This window comes from Cedecea neteri (genome assembly GCF_000758305.1).
GTDB lineage: Bacteria > Pseudomonadota > Gammaproteobacteria > Enterobacterales > Enterobacteriaceae > Cedecea > Cedecea neteri_C.
The window spans coordinates 2,096,224-2,113,865 of the sequence record NZ_CP009458.1; the positions used below are offsets into that span (position 1 = coordinate 2,096,224).

The 17,642-nt window shown below is 54.7% G+C and carries 19 protein-coding genes; 12 read left to right on the forward strand and 7 right to left on the reverse strand.

Features of this window, described 5'->3' with window-relative positions; translation table 11 throughout:
- Window positions 1–153: 153 nt before the first annotated feature.
- The 3 genes from lpxP to sbmA all read left to right on the forward strand — a co-directional run bounded on the left by lpxP (window position 154) and on the right by sbmA (window position 2,984).
- Window positions 154–1,080, forward strand: a complete 927-nt coding sequence (gene lpxP, locus LH23_RS09785) for a kdo(2)-lipid IV(A) palmitoleoyltransferase (protein ID WP_039290665.1) — start codon at window positions 154–156, stop codon at window positions 1,078–1,080.
- A gap of 51 nt (window positions 1,081–1,131) precedes the next feature.
- Entirely contained in the window at window positions 1,132–1,656 is a 525-nt protein-coding gene (locus LH23_RS09790; RefSeq protein WP_039290668.1) for an isochorismatase family protein, read from the forward strand.
- 110 nt (window positions 1,657–1,766) lie between these two features.
- Window positions 1,767–2,984, forward strand: a complete 1,218-nt coding sequence (gene sbmA, locus LH23_RS09795; protein WP_039290671.1) for a peptide antibiotic transporter SbmA — start codon at window positions 1,767–1,769, stop codon at window positions 2,982–2,984.
- Between the two features lie 41 nt (window positions 2,985–3,025).
- Here the strand turns inward: sbmA and LH23_RS09800 are convergent, their stop codons facing one another.
- From LH23_RS09800 to LH23_RS09810, 3 genes are read right to left on the reverse strand one after another with little or no spacing between them, the layout of a single operon-like run.
- Window positions 3,026–4,561: a DHA2 family efflux MFS transporter permease subunit gene (locus LH23_RS09800; protein ID WP_039290675.1), complete on the reverse strand. Its 1,536-nt coding sequence runs from the start codon at window positions 4,559–4,561 to the stop codon at window positions 3,026–3,028.
- A 10-nt stretch (window positions 4,562–4,571) separates the two neighbouring features.
- Window positions 4,572–5,750: an HlyD family efflux transporter periplasmic adaptor subunit gene (locus LH23_RS09805; protein ID WP_039290678.1), complete on the reverse strand. Its 1,179-nt coding sequence runs from the start codon at window positions 5,748–5,750 to the stop codon at window positions 4,572–4,574.
- Window positions 5,751–5,775: 25 nt separating this feature from the next.
- Window positions 5,776–6,231 carry a transcriptional regulator, SarA/Rot family gene (locus LH23_RS09810; RefSeq protein WP_039290680.1) on the reverse strand — a complete coding sequence of 152 codons (456 nt, stop codon included), beginning with the start codon at window positions 6,229–6,231 and terminating at the stop codon, window positions 5,776–5,778.
- Between the two features lie 136 nt (window positions 6,232–6,367).
- On the opposite strand from LH23_RS09810, the gene LH23_RS09815 reads away from it, so the two are divergent.
- Window positions 6,368–7,480, forward strand: coding sequence for a DUF1615 domain-containing protein (locus tag LH23_RS09815; RefSeq protein WP_039290682.1), 1,113 nt, complete (start codon window positions 6,368–6,370; stop codon window positions 7,478–7,480).
- A gap of 39 nt (window positions 7,481–7,519) precedes the next feature.
- On the opposite strand, the gene LH23_RS09820 is transcribed toward LH23_RS09815, so the two are convergent.
- On the reverse strand, window positions 7,520–7,858 hold the full coding sequence (locus LH23_RS09820; protein WP_039296508.1) for a DUF2755 family protein: 339 nt from the start codon (window positions 7,856–7,858) through the stop codon (window positions 7,520–7,522).
- 270 nt (window positions 7,859–8,128) lie between these two features.
- On the opposite strand from LH23_RS09820, the gene LH23_RS09825 reads away from it, so the two are divergent.
- Complete coding sequence (locus LH23_RS09825) at window positions 8,129–8,341, forward strand: DUF2754 family protein (protein ID WP_039290684.1); 213 nt, start codon at window positions 8,129–8,131, stop codon at window positions 8,339–8,341.
- Between the two features lie 3 nt (window positions 8,342–8,344).
- Here LH23_RS09825 and ddlA read toward each other — a convergent pair whose 3' ends face one another.
- Window positions 8,345–9,445, reverse strand: coding sequence for a D-alanine--D-alanine ligase (gene ddlA / locus LH23_RS09830; RefSeq protein WP_039290686.1), 1,101 nt, complete (start codon window positions 9,443–9,445; stop codon window positions 8,345–8,347).
- A gap of 232 nt (window positions 9,446–9,677) precedes the next feature.
- Between ddlA and LH23_RS09835 the strand changes: the two genes are divergently transcribed.
- The 4 genes from LH23_RS09835 to LH23_RS09850 all read left to right on the forward strand — a co-directional run bounded on the left by LH23_RS09835 (window position 9,678) and on the right by LH23_RS09850 (window position 13,356).
- Window positions 9,678–10,895, forward strand: a complete 1,218-nt coding sequence (locus LH23_RS09835; protein ID WP_039290689.1) for a multidrug efflux MFS transporter — start codon at window positions 9,678–9,680, stop codon at window positions 10,893–10,895.
- A 274-nt stretch (window positions 10,896–11,169) separates the two neighbouring features.
- Window positions 11,170–11,430: an anti-adapter protein IraP gene (gene iraP / locus LH23_RS09840; RefSeq protein ID WP_038475168.1), complete on the forward strand. Its 261-nt coding sequence runs from the start codon at window positions 11,170–11,172 to the stop codon at window positions 11,428–11,430.
- 93 nt (window positions 11,431–11,523) lie between these two features.
- Complete coding sequence (phoA, locus tag LH23_RS09845; RefSeq protein WP_039290692.1) at window positions 11,524–12,942, forward strand: alkaline phosphatase; 1,419 nt, start codon at window positions 11,524–11,526, stop codon at window positions 12,940–12,942.
- Window positions 12,943–13,044: 102 nt separating this feature from the next.
- Complete coding sequence (locus LH23_RS09850) at window positions 13,045–13,356, forward strand: PsiF family protein (RefSeq protein WP_039290695.1); 312 nt, start codon at window positions 13,045–13,047, stop codon at window positions 13,354–13,356.
- A gap of 192 nt (window positions 13,357–13,548) precedes the next feature.
- On the opposite strand, the gene proC is transcribed toward LH23_RS09850, so the two are convergent.
- Window positions 13,549–14,358 carry a pyrroline-5-carboxylate reductase gene (proC, locus tag LH23_RS09855; protein WP_008454480.1) on the reverse strand — a complete coding sequence of 270 codons (810 nt, stop codon included), beginning with the start codon at window positions 14,356–14,358 and terminating at the stop codon, window positions 13,549–13,551.
- Window positions 14,359–14,537: 179 nt separating this feature from the next.
- On the opposite strand from proC, the gene LH23_RS09860 reads away from it, so the two are divergent.
- Window positions 14,538–14,999, forward strand: a complete 462-nt coding sequence (locus LH23_RS09860) for a YaiI/YqxD family protein (RefSeq protein WP_039290697.1) — start codon at window positions 14,538–14,540, stop codon at window positions 14,997–14,999.
- On the opposite strand, the gene LH23_RS09865 is transcribed toward LH23_RS09860, so the two are convergent.
- The gene (locus LH23_RS09865) at window positions 14,996–15,757 is read right to left on the reverse strand and encodes a DUF2076 domain-containing protein (protein ID WP_039290699.1); all 762 of its coding nucleotides are present in this window, start codon (window positions 15,755–15,757) and stop codon (window positions 14,996–14,998) included. The two genes, LH23_RS09860 and LH23_RS09865, sit on opposite strands and share 4 nt — an antisense overlap.
- A 350-nt stretch (window positions 15,758–16,107) precedes the next feature.
- Here LH23_RS09865 and aroL point away from each other — a divergent pair, with 350 nt between their 5' ends.
- Both aroL and LH23_RS09875 read left to right on the forward strand, forming a co-directional pair.
- Window positions 16,108–16,632 carry a shikimate kinase AroL gene (gene aroL, locus LH23_RS09870; RefSeq protein ID WP_039290701.1) on the forward strand — a complete coding sequence of 175 codons (525 nt, stop codon included), beginning with the start codon at window positions 16,108–16,110 and terminating at the stop codon, window positions 16,630–16,632.
- 330 nt (window positions 16,633–16,962) lie between these two features.
- Entirely contained in the window at window positions 16,963–17,640 is a 678-nt protein-coding gene (locus LH23_RS09875; protein ID WP_039290707.1) for an AroM family protein, read from the forward strand.
- Window positions 17,641–17,642: the final 2 nt, after the last annotated feature.

Sequence of the window (17,642 nt, forward strand, 5' to 3'; positions counted from 1 at the left end):
GCTTTAGCAAAAAGTGCGTATTATCCTGCTCGTTATTAACGGTCTGAGTGCAACTATTACTGAACCCTGGAATCTTAGTAACGGCTTAAGGCGTACCGCGATTGATTCAATTCTTTATGCGATACATCATCCTCTCGCATCAAAGAAGTGAATATGTCTAGTAAACCGCTGTTTTATAAGTGTCTCTTGCACCCTCGCTATTGGCTGACCTGGTTTGGGCTCGGCGTGCTTTGGCTGTGGGTTCAGCTTCCTTACCCGGTATTGATGAAAATGGGCGACCTGATTGGCCGTTTCTCGATGCATTTTCTCAAGCGTCGGGTCACCATTGCCCGCCAGAATCTTCACCTTTGCTTCCCGCACTACAGCGAAGAGCAGATTGAGGCCATCGTTCAGCAAAACTTTGCCTCCCTCGGCATGGGGTTGATTGAAACCGGCATGGCCTGGTTCTGGCCGGATGCGAGAGTGCGCAAATGGTTTGACGTGCGCGGCCTGGAGCACATCAATGCCGCCTGCGACAAAGGCAAAGGCGTAATGGTTATCGGCGTGCATTTTATGTCGCTGGAGCTGGGCGGGCGCGTAATGGGGTTATGCCGCCCAATGATGGCGATGTACCGGCCGCACAACAACAAAGTCATGGAATACGTGCAAACCCGTGGGCGCTCGCGTTCCAACAAAGCGATGCTCGACAGGCGCAACCTGAAGGGAATGGTGAAAGCGTTGAAAACCGGTGAGGCGGTGTGGTTCGCCCCGGATCAGGACTATGGTCCGAAAGGCAGTTCCTTTGCGCCTTTCTTCGCGGTCCAGCAGGCTGCAACAACCAACGGGACCTTTACCATTGCCCGCCTGGCAAAACCCGCCATTCTGACCACGGTTTTGATCCGCAAACCCTGCGGGACGGGCTACCAGCTGGTCATCGAGCCGGAGTTCTGTGATTATCCCGGCGAAGACGAACAGGCCGCCGCAGCCTATATGAACCGTAAGATTGAGCACGAAATTATGCGCGCGCCGGAGCAGTATCTGTGGCTGCACCGCCGTTTTAAAACCCGGCCTTTTGGCCACGCCAGGCTTTACACGATTTAATCTTCAGGCAGGTGTGCTACGCTTTTTTCTTCTTATTTGAGGAGAGTTAGCATGCCTGCATCGCGCATTGTGATGGTCATCGATATGCAAAACGGTGTCCTGGAGTCCCCCCGCCACGCCCGCGAACAAACTGCCGCCAGAATTAATCAACTCATTGATGCCGCCGATAAAGTCATTTTTATTCAGCATAATGAGGCGGAACTGCAGCCGGGCAGCGATGCCTTCGACATTATTCCTGAACTTCATCGCCCGGAAGGGGCGCTGTATGTGACCAAAACGGCGTGCGACGCGTTTTACCGCACCGAACTGGACTCGCTGTTAAAACAACATGGGATAAATGCGCTGGTCGTATGTGGCTGCGCCACGGATTACTGCGTGGATACCACCATTAAAAATGGCGTCAGTCGGGGCTATGCGATGACGGTTGCCAGCGATGCCCATACCACGGCTGACCGTGCATCGGTGAGCGCCGAAGCGCTGATTAATCACCACAACGAGGTTTGGGCTAACCTGTCGATTCCGGGCAATACGCTGGCGGTGAAAACCACCGAGGCTATTCTCGACGGCTGGCGCTAAGTTATGTAAGCCTCTCTCACTCCTTGATACAACATTCTGCAAGCATTATCGTAGAACGTTCGCTATAACCGGCAGATATAACAACAAAAAGTCGTATCAGGAGTGTTGTCATGTTCAAATCTTTTTTCCCGTCGCCGAAGCTGTTTTTTCTTTCGGCGGCAATATGGGGACTACTCGCAGTCATATTCTGGCAGGCCGGTGGCGGCCTTTGGTTAGAAAACCTTGTGGGAGCCAGCCAGCAAATACCGATTAGCGCGGCACGTTTCTGGACGTTAAAAGCATTTGTTTTTTATGCTTTTTATGCTGTTTGTGTGGGTCTTTTTGCCGGTGTCTGGGCGCTGATTAGCCCTCATCCGTGGCAGCGCTGGTCGATTCTCGGCTCCTCGCTTATCGTCTTTGTGACCTGGTTTATGGTCGAGCTGGGCGTGGCGATCAACGCCTGGTACGCGCCGTTCTTTGATCTTATCCAAACCGCGTTAGCGTCCCCGAATAAAGTCCCGCTGCAGCGATTCTATAGCGAAACCGGCGTGTTTCTTGGTATCGCGCTGATTTATGTCACCGTCGGCGTGCTGAACAGCTTCTTTATCAGCCACTACGTATTCCGCTGGCGCACGGCGATGAACGACTACTATATGGAGCACTGGCAGAAGCTGCGTCATATCGAAGGGGCGGCTCAGCGTGTGCAGGAAGACACCATGCGCTTTGCTTCTACGCTTGAGGACATGGGCGTGAGCCTGCTGCAGTCGGTGATGACTTTGATAGCCTTCCTGCCGATTCTTGTCGCACTGTCTCCACACGTGAAAGAACTGCCGATTGTCGGGGCGGTGCCTTATGGCCTGGTGATTGCGGCGATTATCTGGTCGCTGATGGGAACCGGCCTGCTGGCCGCGGTCGGGATAAAGCTGCCGGGGCTGCAGTTTAATAACCAAAAAGTTGAGGCCGCCTACCGTAAGGAACTGGTTTATGGGGAAGATGACGGCAGCCGTGCTACCCCGCCAACGGTAAAAGCGCTGTTTGGCGACGTGCGGCATAACTATTTCCGCCTCTACTTCCATTACACCTATTTTAATATTGTGCGCATTCTCTATCTGCAGATAGACAATGTGTTTGGTCTTTTCCTGCTGTTCCCTTCTATTGCCGCAGGCGCGATTACCCTGGGGCTGATGCAGCAGATCACCAACGCTTTTGGCCAGGTGCGCGGCTCGTTCCAGTACCTGATCAGTTCCTGGACCACGCTGGTTGAGCTGATGTCTATCTACAAACGTCTGCGCAGCTTCGAGCGAACGCTGCAGGATGTGCCGGTGCCGGGCACCGAAGAAGCCGTCTGAGGCTAAAAGAAAAGGGATGGCGTAATGCCATCCCTTTTTGATCAATGCCCTGCGGAAGGGGCACCCGGCGCGCCGGCGCGCACAAACGGCGGACGGGCAAACCAAATCACCACAATCAGGGCCATAAAGCCCCAGCCCAGCAGCCAGAAGTAGTCGATAGTCGACATCATATAGGCCTGCTGCTCAATGGTTTTATCCACCACGGCAAGATGCTGCTGCGTGGCGCCGCCCATCTTGTGCAGGTAATCCACCGCCGACGGATTGTAGGCTGAGACGCTCTCCGTCAGGTTGGCATGGTGATAAACCTCGCGGCGCGACCAAATCCAGGTGGTCAGCGACGAGGCAAACGACCCGCCGAGCACACGGAAGAAGGTGGCCAGGCCAGAGCCTTCCGCGACCTCAACGCCGTGCAGGTTCGACAGCACAATGGTGGTGATCGGCATGAAGAAGAACGCCACACCAATCCCCATAAACAGCTGCACTTCGGCGATGGTGCGGAAATCCACGTTGGTATTGAACTGCGCCCGCAGCAGGCACGAAGCGCCCATAGTCAGGAACGACAGCGTGGCCAGCAGGCGCATATCAACCTTGTTGGCGTAGCGCCCGACAATCGGCGTCAGCAGCAGCGGTAGCACACCCATTGGAGCGGCGGCCAGCCCGGCCCAGATGGCGGTGTAGCCCATCTGGGTTTGCAGCCACTGCGGCAGAATAATGTTGATGGCGAAGAACGCCGCGTAACCCAGCGTCAGCGATAGCGTCCCGATGGCGAAGTTGCGGTCGGCGAACAGCCGCAGGTTAACTATCGGGTGGCGTTCGCCCAGTTCCCAAATGACAAACGACACCAGCGAAACCGCAGAGATAACCGACATGGTGATGATCTCTGGCGAGGCGAACCAGTCGAGATCGTTCCCCTTATCCAGCACCACCTGCAGCAGCCCGACGCCCAGCACCAGCAGCGCAATCCCGATGTAATCGATAGGGGCGATGGTGGTCGTTTCTTCACGCTCGCGTAGCTGTGTCCAGACCACGATGGCGGCAAATATCCCGATCGGCACGTTGATGTAGAAGATCCACGGCCAGGAATAGTTATCGGTGATCCAGCCGCCGGTGATTGGCCCGACAATCGGCGCGACAACCGTCACCATCGACAGCAGCGCCAACGCCATACTTCGCTTGCTGGACGGGAAGATAATCAGTAACAGCGTCTGGCACATCGGGAACATGGGGCCGGCGAAAAAGCCCTGCAGCGCGCGGAAGATAATCAGCTCGGTCATGCTGTGGGCAAAGCCGCACAGGAACGAGGTGAGGGTGAACAGCGCCACGGAGCCGACGAACAGCTTGAGCTGCCCGAACCGGCGGGTAAACCAGCCGGTCAGCGGCAAGGCAATGGCGTTACACACCGCGAACGAGGTGATAACCCAGGTGCCCTGGTCAGCGCTGACGCCGAGGTTTCCGGCGATCGTCGGCAGCGCCACGTTAGCGATGGTGGAATCCAGCACCTGCATAAACGTCGCCAGCGATAGCGCGATCGTCGCCAGCAGCAGGCTGGGAGGCGTAAACGCCGCCTTATCTTGCATAACGTCTCTCTTAGCGGTTGGCTGACGCTACCGGCTGGCTATTGTCATGAAGGATTTTGGTGACCAGTTTGTCGGCTTCGTCCAGCGCGTTCTGGTAAACGTCGGTGGTGAAGCGCGGCGCGGCGACGGTTTTTTGCGGCAGCAGGTGGCCGTCTGCATTGCGAATATCAACGCGAGCGAACATCGACAGGCCAACCCGTAGCGGGTGTTTCTGCATGTCGTGCGGGTCAAGCGTAATGCGGACCGGCAGGCGCTGAACGATTTTGATCCAGTTGCCGCTGGCGTTCTGGGCCGGTAACAGCGAGAAGGCGCTGCCGGTGCCGATGCCAAGGCTTTCAATGGTGCCGTGATACTCCACATCGTCCCCGTAGAGATCGGCGGTGAGCGTCACTTTCTGGCCCAGGCGCATGTCCTGCATCTGGCTCTCTTTGAAGTTGGCGTCTACCCAGACCTGGTCCAGCGGCACAATCGCCAGCAGGGTGGTGCCGGAATCAACACGCATCCCCAACTGAACGGCGCGTTTAGCGACAAAGCCGCTCACCGGCGCAACGATAGTGCTGCGGGCGTTGTCGAGGAAACGCTGGCGCAGCGTGGCAACGGCGCTTTTAATTTCCGGGTGGCTGTCGATAACCGTGTCATCCACCATCGCTAAATTAGTGCGCAATGCCTGCTGGGCGGCGACTAAATCACTTTGTGCGCTGGTGACGGCATCGCGATAGTGGGACAGGTCTTCAGCGGCAATGGCGCCGGTGGCAAAAATCTTCTGGCGGCGAGCGTAGTCGCTTTGTGCCGTTTGCAGCGCAACTTGCTTCGCGGCGACCTGGGCCCGGTAGTTATCCGCGGTGCTGTAAAGCCCACGTACCTGACGCACGGTATTCGCGAGGTTAGCTTCCGCCTGCTGGAGCGCGATTTCGGTGTCGCTTGGGTCGAGCTGCACCAGCGGCTGCCCTTTTTCGACGTAGTCCCCTTCATCGACGCTGACCTGCGTTACCGTGCCGCCGATTTGCGGCGTCAGCGTGACCTGGTTGCCGTTGACGTAGGCGTCGTCGGTGGTTTCGTAGTAGCGCGCGTAAAGCATGTACCACGCCACGCAGCCTGCGCCGATCAGCAGCAGGATAATGAGAAAAATGGCGAAGTTACGCTTGCGCTTGCTCGGCGCGCGTTCAACCTGCTCGGTAGAGGTTTGCATTTTTATGTGGCCTTAATTAGAAAGCTTAGAGGTGGCGCTCGGTGATCTCATCCGGCAGCATTTTGATCAGCAGTTCATTGAGCTGCTTCGCTTCTTTAGGCGTCAGGCGTTCGGTAAGGGTGCCGATAATCGACGCCAGTGCGTCGTTCTGAAAAGCCTCGCACAGTTCTTGCCCTTTCTCGGTCAGCGCCAGAATGACCTGGCGTTTATCTTCGGGATTCACGTTTCGCACGATCAGATCTCGCTTCACCATTCGTTCAAGCATGCGGCTCATGGCGCCGGTATCCATCACCAGATTTTTGCTGACTTCTACCGGGCTGTTAAAGCCCTTAAAGATGCTTATCAAGACTTTGAATTGCGCACCGGTAATGCCCATCGGCGAAAAGTACTGGGTGATGAGCTGGTCTTTGAACTGGTTCGACAGGTGAATCAGCAGGCCAAGGTGCAGTTTGGAATAGGGATTACCCGTAGTGTTACTCATGGTATTTGCCTGGTCAGTAGTTGCAAATGAAATTACTGACCAGGCATCTAGTTGTCAATCGGTGATTTCCAGTAGCGCACAAACTGAAAAACAGGCAGGGTGGTGCGGTTGATGATGAAAGGGAAAGGAAATTAACATGGTGGGTTCTCTCTCTCCGGCCCGGCGGCTTGCCGTGCCGGGGCTGCTGGCGCTGCTTGTACTGGCCGGCTGTACAACCAAAACCACAACGCCGGGCACCACGACAACGGCGGCAAAACCAGTGGACATCGAAACCCTGGCCCAGCGCAAAATCCCTGATGGGGTGAAGGACCGCGCGGGGCTGGCAAAAGATCTGCTGACAACCCTGAAAAGCCAAAATCTTGAGCAGAGCGAAGAGAATATCTGTTCGGTGCTGGCGGTGGCGCTGCAGGAGTCTAATTTGCAGGCCGATCCGGCGGTGCCGGGGTTGAACAAAATTGCCTGGAAAGAGATCGACCGTAGGGCGGAGAAAATGCACATTCCGCCGCTGCTGGTGCACACCGCGCTGCGCATTAACTCCCCTAACGGCAAAAGCTACAGCGAGCGGCTGGATAACGTCAAAACCGAAGGGCAGCTCAGCGCTATTTTCGATGATTTCCTGACGATGGTGCCGATGGGACAAAAGCTGTTCGGCAGCTTTAACCCGGTACGTACCGGCGGCACGATGCAGGTCAGCGTGGCCTTTGCCGAGAAACATACCGATGGTTACCCGTGGAAAATAGAAGGGACGGTGCGGCAGGAAGTATTCACCCGCCGCGGTGGACTTTGGTTCGGGACCTACCATTTGCTGAATTACCCGGCTAACTACACAAAACCTCTTTATCGCTTCGCCGACTACAACGCGGGCTGGTACGCCAGCCGCAATGCGGCTTTCCAGAGCGCCGTGAGTAAGGCGGCGGGCGTGAAGCTGGCGCTGGATGGCGACCTGATTCTGTACACCAGCGATAAACCAAGCAGCACCGAAATGGCGGTACGTAAGCTCTCTAAGCAGTTGGATATGAGCGACAGTGAAATCCGTCGGGCGCTGCAAAAAGGCGACAGCATTGGATTCGAAAAAACCAGCCTTTACAAACAGGTCTTTGCGCTGGCGGAGAAAAAAGCGGGGCAGCCGCTGGCCAGAGAAATCCTGCCGGGGATCGTGCTTGAAAGCCCTAAAATCACCCGTAATTTGACCACGGCCTGGTTTGCAAAACGCGTGGACGACAGGCGGGCAAGCTGTATGCAGAGGTGACGATAGTGGGCGGAAGCGCTAAAGCTTCCGCCTTTTTGATCAGTAATACCAGGCGGAGTGGCGGCGGTTTCTCAGGCGTATCGTCAGGGCGACAATGCCGATGGCGACAGCGCCAAGCAGGAAGGGAATCAGCCCGAACACGGTGCTGACCGCCAGGCCCATCTCAATGCGTGGGCGGCTGGCATCGTTGCCTTGCGCCAGATACTCCAGTAGCCCGGGCGCCTGCACAATAAGATTCAGCATTTGGGTGGCAACCCAAAAACAAAAGAGAACGAACAGCGCATAGGCAATATTGCCCGGCACCGATCTTTCTGATTTTGCTGTCATTATGACCCGAGTAGCCGGAATAACGGCTTTCGACAATGAAATATCAGGCATCACGACCTCCCGTAAACGCAATTTGAACCCAATGTGTGGCATCTTATAGCGCGAATTTTGGCAGGTGATAGGCGTTGTCAATATCAGATTGCTGGTAATTTGAAGGCCAGAATCCTCCTGGATTTGCATTTTTTGCTCAAGTTCACATTTTGGTAACTTAAGGTAAATCTCGTTAACATTATGCTAGCGGAGTGCGTGGCAATCGCGCGTTTCTCTGCCGCCGATGTGCGACAATGCCTGTAGGCTTATTTTTGAATGCGTGAGGCGGCTATGTTAACCCTGAAAATGCGTCGGGACTGGCATTACTATGCGGTGGCGATTGGGCTGATTTTTATTCTGAATGGCGTGGTCGGTCTGCTGGGCCTGGAAACGAAGGGCTGGCAGAGCTATGCGGTAGGGCTGGTGACCTGGGCGATCGGTTTCTGGCTCGCGGGCTTTATTATCCGCCGTCCCCGGGAAGAGTCGGACACGGCGGAGTCTTAAGCATTAAGACGTGATTGAGCTCTTCAGCGCGCAGTCCTGCTGGTGGCGCTCAAGGGCCAGCTCGATAAGGCGTGTAATCAACTCCTGATAGCTGATACCGCTGGCCTGCCACAGCTTGGGATACATGCTGATGTTGGTAAAGCCCGGCAGCGTGTTGATCTCGTTGATGATGACATCGTTATTTTCCGTCAGGAACACGTCAACGCGGGCCATGCCGCTGCATTCCAGCGCCTGATAGGCACGAACGGCGATTTTACGGATTTTGTCGTTAACGTCGGCGTCGAGCGCCGCCGGGACGACAACCTGCGCCGCCTGCTCATCAATGTACTTGGTGTCGTAAGAATAGAACTCGCTGTTCACCACGATCTCGCCGCAGGTGCTGGCCTGCGGGTAATCATTCCCCAGCACGGCGCACTCAATTTCACGGCCTTTAATGCCGGTTTCAACCACCACTTTATGGTCAAACTCAAAGGCTAACGCCACCGCCGCGTGATATTGCTCTTCGGTGCTGGCTTTGCTGACGCCGACGGAGGAGCCCTGGTTGGCTGGCTTCACAAACAGCGGCAGACCCAGCTGTTTTTCGATCTCGGCGAAGCTGATTTTGGCGCGGTTAGCGCGAGTTAGCGTGATGAACGGAGCAACGTTCAGGCCCGCGTCGCGCAGCAGGCGTTTGGCTACGTCTTTATCCATGCTGACCGCTGAGCCCAGTACGCCGGAGCCGACAAACGGCAGATTGGCAACGCGGAGCATGCCCTGCAGGGAACCGTCTTCGCCCAGCGTGCCGTGCACAATTGGGAAAATCACGTCGATTTGGGAAAGCTGCTCTGCGGTGCTGGTTTCAATCAGCTGGTGTTCGGTCTGGCCAGGGACCAGCGCCACGTTTTTCTCTGACCGGTTCAGGGCAATAAGCGCCGGGTTATTGGCGTTCAGCAGGTAGCTGGACGCATCGTTGATATGCCACTGGCCCTGTTTATCAATGCCCAGCAGCACAACATCAAACTTCGACTTATCAATGGCGTCGACGATATTTTTTGCCGACTGCAGCGACACCTCGTGTTCTGCCGACTTTCCACCAAACACGATACCAACCCGCAGTTTTGCCATGCCTTTAATCCACCCATAAACTTTACGAAAGGGGACAACATAGCACGCTCATTCCGGGGATTCATGTGGTTCCTGCAACTACCTGTCCGGTCGGGCAGGATATGTGCTTTAGTAAGCAATCATGTCTGGATCGTAATGACAATGCCTGGGCGCTGACGGCAATATTCATTAGTGTGATAAGCTTTCCAGAAATCGTTCTGTTCTGGTTGCATCCCCTTTGAAAAAGCGCGCTATGGAGTCCTGGAAGGTCAATCTCATTTCGGTCTGGTTCGGCTGTTTTTTTACCGGCCTTGCGATCAGCCAAATTTTGCCTTTTCTTCCGCTCTATGTTGAGCAGCTTGGCGTCACTTCCCACGAAGCCCTTTCCCTTTGGTCCGGCCTGACGTTCAGCGTCACGTTTTTGGTTTCGGCCATTGTTTCTCCGATGTGGGGCAGTCTGGCTGACCGCAAAGGGCGTAAGCTGATGCTGCTTCGCGCTTCGTTTGGCATGGCGGTGGCGATTCTTCTCCAGGCTTTTGCGACCAACGTCTGGCAGCTGTTCCTGCTTCGCGCGGTGATGGGTTTAACCTCGGGCTATATTCCTAATGCGATGGCGCTGGTGGCCTCTCAGGTGCCACGCGAACGCAGCGGCTGGGCTATCAGTACGCTTTCAACCGGGCAAATCAGCGGCGTGATTGTGGGCCCGCTGCTCGGCGGCTTTATGGCGGATCATCTTGGGCTAAGGCCGGTTTTCTTTGCCACCGCCGGGCTGCTGATGGTCAGTTTCCTGGTAACGCTGCTGCTGATTAAAGAGGGCGCTCGCCCGAAAATCAGTAAAGATGAGCGCCTGACAGGGAAAGAAGTTTTCGCCACGCTGCCTTATCCCTGGCTGATCCTCAGTCTGTTTATCACCACGCTGGTGATCCAGCTCTGTAATGGCTCGATTGGCCCGATTCTGGCGCTGTTTATCAAACAACTGGCCCCGGACAGCAACAATATTGCGTTTATGAGCGGATTTATCGCCGCCTTGCCGGGCATTTCCGCGCTCTTTGCCGCGCCTAAATTGGGCAAACTGGGCGACAGGATTGGCACTGAACGTATTTTGATGGCGACGCTGTGCTGCGCGGTGGTGTTATTCCTGGCCATGTCTTTTGTCACTTCGCCGGTGCAGCTTGGCATTTTGCGCTTTTTGCTGGGCTTTGCTGACGGGGCAATGTTACCGGCGGTGCAAACGCTGTTGCTCAAGTACTGCAGTGACCAGGTCACCGGGCGCATCTTTGGTTATAACCAGTCGTTTATGTATTTGGGGAATGTCGCCGGGCCTTTAATGGGGGCCGGAGTTTCCGCAATGGCCGGTTTTCGTTACGTTTTTGCAGCAACCGCCGTGGTTGTGCTGCTCAATGTCTGGCAGTTGGCGGTGGCTCTTAAACGCAAAAATGCCCGTCAGGCGCTGGCCGGCAAAAGCGCTTAGCCACTGGTCAGTTTCTCTGCGTGGGATATTATTGAGCGAAATATGAAGATTGATTTCGACTTATTATTCATTTAGTCCACCACGACAGATTTAGAGAATAATATTCCATTATTCTTTTTTTGTGGTGCAAAAAATTCGTTGTCGGGATTATTATCAGACGGAATCATTTTAATATTGCCGCTATTTGATTTGATGCACATATTTAACCTGGGATATTGCTCTCAGGTGGATCTGAGTGTTAACGTCATGCCTTAACCCCGCAGGGACTGAGAAAATGAAAAATCTTATTGCTGAGTTATTGGTTAAGCTCGCCGAAAAGGAAGAAGAATCGAAAGAGCTGGTTGCTCAGGTTGAAGCGCTGGAAATAGTGGTCACAGCCTTATTGAGACGCCTTGAACAGGGAGAACGTTCGGCACTGGTTGCCAGCATTGAAGGGGCGTTAGATGATGCCTCCCCAAAGACGGCAGTGCCGGTACAGGATACCGAATTACTCCGACAATATTTAAAAAAGCTCCTTATCCATCCCCGTAGTTGAATCAAATTTTACTGTCATATTAGTGTCATAAGTCATTTTTATACTCGCTCTGTTTTTATTTATATTCAGTAGTTACTACATGGAGAAAATAAAGTGAAACAGAGCGTAATTATCGCCAGCCTGCTGCCTTTGCTGCTTGTCAGCGCCCCATCAAAATCACAAGAAACATCCTCTTCCCCTCTGGAAAATCGCGCCGCTCAGGGAGATTTAACTCAGCCGGGTGGTGCTCGCCGTATTACTGGCGATCAAACTGAAGCGATCCGTGCCTCGCTCAACAATAAAACAGCGAAGAACATTATTCTGCTGATTGGTGACGGTATGGGTGATTCGGAAATTACCGCCGCCAGAAACTATGCCGAAGGGGCAGGTGGTTTCTTTAAAGGGATTGATGCTTTACCGCTGACCGGACAATACACCCATTATTCTTTAGACAAGAAAACGAAAAAGCCGGATTACGTCACCGATTCTGCTGCTTCTGCCACGGCGTGGAGTACCGGGGTGAAAACCTACAACGGCGCGCTGGGCGTGGACGTTGACGGGAAAGATCATGTAACCATCCTCGAACTAGCGAAAGCGGCCGGAAAGGCGACGGGCAACGTTTCCACGGCAGAAATTCAAGATGCCACGCCAGCGGCGCTGGTTTCCCACGTGACGGGGCGTAAATGCTATGGCCCAAGCGCGACCAGCGAAAAATGTGCCACTAACGCGCTGGAAAACGGGGGCAAAGGCTCCATTACCGAGCAACTGCTGAATACTCGCGCCGACGTGACGCTTGGCGGTGGGGCAAAAACCTTTAGCGAAACGGCAAAAGCCGGTGAATGGAACGGGAAAACGCTGCGCGAGCAGGCTGATGCCCGTGGCTATCAGTGGGTGGATAACGCCGCTGGCCTTGCGGCGGTGACAGAAGCTAACCAGCAGAAACCGCTGATCGGTATGTTCGCCGACGGCAATATGCCTGTGCGCTGGGAAGGGCCGAAGGCCACTTACCACGGGAATATCGATCAGCCAGCCGTGACCTGTACGCCTAATCCGAAGCGTGACAGCAGTGTGCCGACCCTGGCGCAGATGACCGAAAAAGCTATCGACCTGCTGAAAGGCAACGAGAAAGGCTTCTTCCTGCAGGTCGAAGGCGCTTCTATTGATAAACAAGATCACGCCGCTAACCCTTGTGGGCAGATTGGCGAGACGGTCGATCTCGATGAAGCCGTGCAAAAAGCGCTGGAGTTTGCCCGTAAAGACGGCAATACCCTGGTTATTGTTACCGCAGACCACGCCCATTCCAGCCAGATTGTGGCGCCGGACACCAAAGCTCCAGGCCTGACTCAGGCGCTGAACACCAAAGACGGCGCAGTGATGGTCATCAGCTACGGCAACTCCGAGGGGGAATCTCAGGAGCACACCGGCACCCAGCTACGCGTGGCAGCCTATGGCCCACATGCAGCCAATGTGGTGGGGCTGACCGATCAGACCGACCTGTTCTACACCATGAAATCGGCGATGGCGCTGGAGTAAAGGCGCGCATACGTAACAGGTAAGAAAAAAATGCGGCGGAAACGTCGCATTTTTTTTGCCTTAGGCCAGGCTTTAAACGTCACAATAAAAAAGGAATAAGGTATGAAATTTTCATTATTAGCGGTGTTACTGGTAGGGCTGGTTGGGTCAGCAACGGCGGCGGATAAAACGATGACGCCGCAGCAGCAGCGGATGACCACCTGTAATCAGCAGGCGGCTTCACAGTCCCTGAAAGGGGACCAGCGTAAGAGCTACATGAGTAGCTGCCTGAAAGGAGAAGCGCCTGCCGCAGCGGGGAAAACCCTGACGCCTCAGCAGCAAAAAATGAAGGACTGTAATGCGGATGCCGGGAAGCAATCGCTGAAGGGCGACGCCAGAAAAACCTTTATGAGCAATTGCCTGAAGAAAAAGTAAGTTGTTTTGAATGACCCTAACCCCGGCCCTCTCCCTGAGAGGGAGAGGGGGAAATCGAAGATTTATGCTCGATTCAGAGCCCTCTCCCCGTCGGCAGAGGGCTTTTATTTTGGGTTTTGATGAAGGAATTTATGCTCAGTCTAATCCCCTCTCCCCGTGGGGAGAGGGTTAGGGTGAGGGGCTTTGTCAAAATCAGGACTTCCCGAGCAGCTCCGACTTCGCCATACACTTCACCATCGCTTCCATCACTGCGGCGCGGAAACCTTTCTCTTCCAGCACTTTGACCGCTTCAATGGTGGTGCCACCAGGGGAGCAGACCATGTCTTTCAGCTCGCCCGGATGGGTACCGGTTTCCAGCACCATCTTCGCCGAGCCCATCACCGCCTGAGCGGCAAACTGATAGGCCTGTTTGCGCGGCATACCGCCCAGCACGGCGGCATCGGCCATAGCTTCGATAAACATAAAGACGTAGGCTGGGGCAGAACCGCTGACGCCCACGACAGGGTGGATCATCGCTTCGCTTACCACTTCGGCCTGGCCAAAGCTGCGGAAAATGCTCACCGCATCGGCAATGTCTTCCGGCGTGACAAGGGCGTTTGGCGTGACTGACGTCATGCCCGCGTTCACCAGTGCCGGGGTATTCGGCATCGCACGGATAATTTTCCGGTCATGGCCCAATACTTTAGCCAGGGTTTCCAGCGTGATACCCGCGGCAATAGAGATAATCACGGTGTCTTTGTTCAGGTCGGAGTTAACTTCGCTCAGCACCTTAAGCATGATGTTTGGCTTCACGGCGCCAAAGACGATGTCGGCTATCTGCGCGACTTCCTGCGCGCTCTGCGCCGGGTTAATGCCGTATTCTTCGCACAAAGCCTGAACTTTGTCCGGCGACGGGGTGTAGATCCAGATATTGCCGGCAGGCACAAGGCCGCTGGAAATCAGGCCGCCGAGGATGGCTTTGCCCATGTTACCGCAGCCAATAAACCCTATTTTCTTGTCCATAGCATGACTCCATGGTGATGTGTTTTGTTATTTGATGGTCATAGCTTAACGCGCTTTTTACCGCTTAGGCTATGTTTGCACTCAACGGCGAGCGGAGCGGGGTGGAAACAGATAAATTTTGCCATTCGGCAAAAGCACGGCAAAATCGCCCCCATTCCCACCGAAAGTCAGGAGCCATAATGCAAATTTGGGTGGATGCCGATGCGTGTCCAAAAGTCATCAAAGAGGTGCTGTTTCGCGCGGCAGATCGTGCTCAGGTTATGGTCACGCTGGTGGCCAATCAGGGGATGAAAACGCCGCCGTCGCGGTTTATTCGCAGCCTGCAGGTTGCCTCTGGATTTGACGTGGCGGATAACGAAATTGTGCGTCGCTGCGAGAAAGACGACTTGGTTATCACCGCAGATATTCCACTGGCGGCGGATGTGCTGGAGAAAGGGGCTGTGGCGCTGAATCCCCGGGGCGAGCTATACACTCCCGCAACCATTCGTGAACGCCTGACGATGCGTGACTTTATGGATACCCTGCGCGCCAGCGGCGTACAAACCGGCGGGCCGGACAGCCTGAGCCAGCGCGACCGCCAGCAGTTTGCCAATGAGCTGGAAAAGTGGCTGCTGAAGGTCGCGCGGGCACAAAAGCCTTAAATGAAGCTGTCGTCGTCGTCGCCGTAATCGTCGCCGCCAAAATCATCGTTACCGTAATCGGTATTGTCCTGGGACTGCCAGCCGCCCTGGTTCAGGAACTGACGATCGTCGACCTGGTTGTAGTCGTTGACCGAGTCGAATGAACTGTTGTCGAAGGTTGGCGCCGGTTCATTGATAATATTGACGATCTCTTCCGGCTGGCTGCGGTGGAACATGCTGGTCAGCATTTCTGCCACCACAACACCACCGGCTACGCCCGCTGCGGTTTGCAGCGCGCCAGATAAGAACCCGCCTCCGGCACGCGGAGCGCTGGCTGGGGCAGCCTGCTGCTGCGGTGCGCCATACCCGGCAGGAGCGCCGTATCCGCCCTGTTGTGGCGCGCTGTAGCCTGGCGCAGAAGAGGTGCCATAGTTCTGGCTACCCGGAATCGGATCGGAGCCGCGAGCAGTATTATTACTGTTGCTGCCGCCGCCACCGAACAATCCGGCAAGGAAACCGCCGCTGCTTTGCTGCTGGCGAGATTTCTGCTCCAGCTCGCTCACCTGTGCTTCCAGGGCCTGAATTTTGCCATTCAACTGCTTCATGGCCGCTTCCTGAATAAGGATCGTCTGCGTCATGTAGTAGGCGGCACCTGGCTGCTGGCTGAGGTGTTGCGCAATCCGCTGTTCGGCGGCCGCATCGCGGGTGGCACTTTGGCTTTCGGCCTGTTTCAGACGGTCAAAAAGCCCGTCAATAAGACGCTGCTCTTCAGATTGCATGGTTCATACCTCTGTCATGATGAAATCTTAAAACGAGTCTGGATCACATTCAGCGTAGGTGAAACGCCTTAATCGTAAAGCTAACCATAAATGTGTTACCGAATCTCAGATTAAGGGTTGTCATTGGCCTGGCGTTTAAAGTATTGTGGCGCAGTTAGCAGGTGGTGGATTTAGTTTACACTTGTTACGTGTCAGTTAATGCCGTTATAGCTGGGTTTTTAGCGATAGATTTTATTTTTGTAATTATAAGTTTACACTTGTCGCGTACTAGTTTAATGGTATTATCGCACTCTGTTTTCCTGCTTTTGCCCCTTGTGGCCTCAGGCCCGCATTTCCGAGGATTATCTTTGATGACTCAACCCCTATTCTTAGTCGGCGCGCGCGGCTGTGGTAAGACGACCGTTGGTCACGCATTGGCGAGAAAGCTGGGTTACGCCTTTGTCGATACCGACAGTTTCCTGCTGAACCACACCGGCAAGAGCGTGGCGGAGATTGTGGCCGAAGAGGGCTGGGAAGGGTTTCGTGCTCGTGAATCCGATGCGCTGCAACGCGTAACGGCTCCGGCGACGGTTGTGGCGACCGGTGGCGGGATGGTGCTGGCTGAGGGCAACCGCCAGTTTATGCAGGAAAATGGTATCCCGGTTTGGTTACATGCCCCGGCTCAGATTCTGGCTTCGCGCCTGAGCGCTTCTCCAGAAGAAGGGCAGCGCCCAACGCTGACCGGTAAAGGCATTACCGACGAAATTGTCGATGTTCTAGCCGCTCGCGAAGGGCTCTACCGGCAGGTTGCCCGTCATATTGTGGACGCTACCCGCTCTCCTGATGCGGTAGTGGAATCTATCCTCAGCGCATTACAAATGGCCCGCGCCAGTTAGCCTATACTTAACGCTCATCCATAAGAAATTAAGGACGAGCGATGGCCATTTCACCGCTTTCCTTCAAGATCCTGACGGGTCTTTTAAGGCGTACGCCATGCGTGCGACCTCCTTCATAAGAGAAACTTTTATCTCATTCATTTAGCTAAAATATATTCTATTAGAGATGTTGCTCAGTAGTTGATGTTTCGTTAAGGATTTCGATATCGCTCAGGTTGTATGCTGCAGATTGTGGCGATCAAAAAACGATCGACCCCGGCGAGTTATTTCATAGCGGATGTGGAGCAGTGCAGCGAAGAGGGTGGTAACTGAGTAATAGCGGAGCGAAGCATGAAACCAACTGTAGCCATTCTCACCGTCGGCAAAGTGTCAGTCAGTGAGGTTTTACCTTTTTTAACTGAACATATCTCTGAACAACAAATCTCCCAGGTCAGCCTGTTGGGCAATCTCTCTCCCGATGAGGTTCGCCGTCAGTTTTCCCCGTCTCCCGGCGAAGAGACGCTGCTTACGCTGTTAGCGGATAATACCATTACGCCAGTCGGGCGGGACAAAATCTCCATTGCGATGCAGGGCATCATTGAACAGCTGGATAATCAAGGCTACGAAGTTATCCTGCTGATGAGCACGATGCCGCTGACGGGTTTAAGCGCCCGCAATGCCATCCTGCTGGAGCCTGAGCGTATTATTCCGCCGCTGGTGGCGTCGATTGTGGATGGCCATCAGGTAGGGATCATTCTGCCGGTTGCCGACATGATTAAGTTCCAGGAGCTGAAATGGCGCAAGCTGACCCATCCGCCGCTTTACGCGCTCGCGAATCCGGTACACGGCAGCGAAGCCGAACTGCTGGAGGCTGGCAGAAAACTGATGGCGGAAGGGGCGGATGTTCTGGTCCTCGACTGTCTTGGTTACCATCAAAAACACCGGGATTTACTGCAAAAGCAGCTGGATGTACCGGTGCTGTTATCCAACGTGCTGGTGGCCCGATTAGCTGCGGAATTGCTTATCTGAAC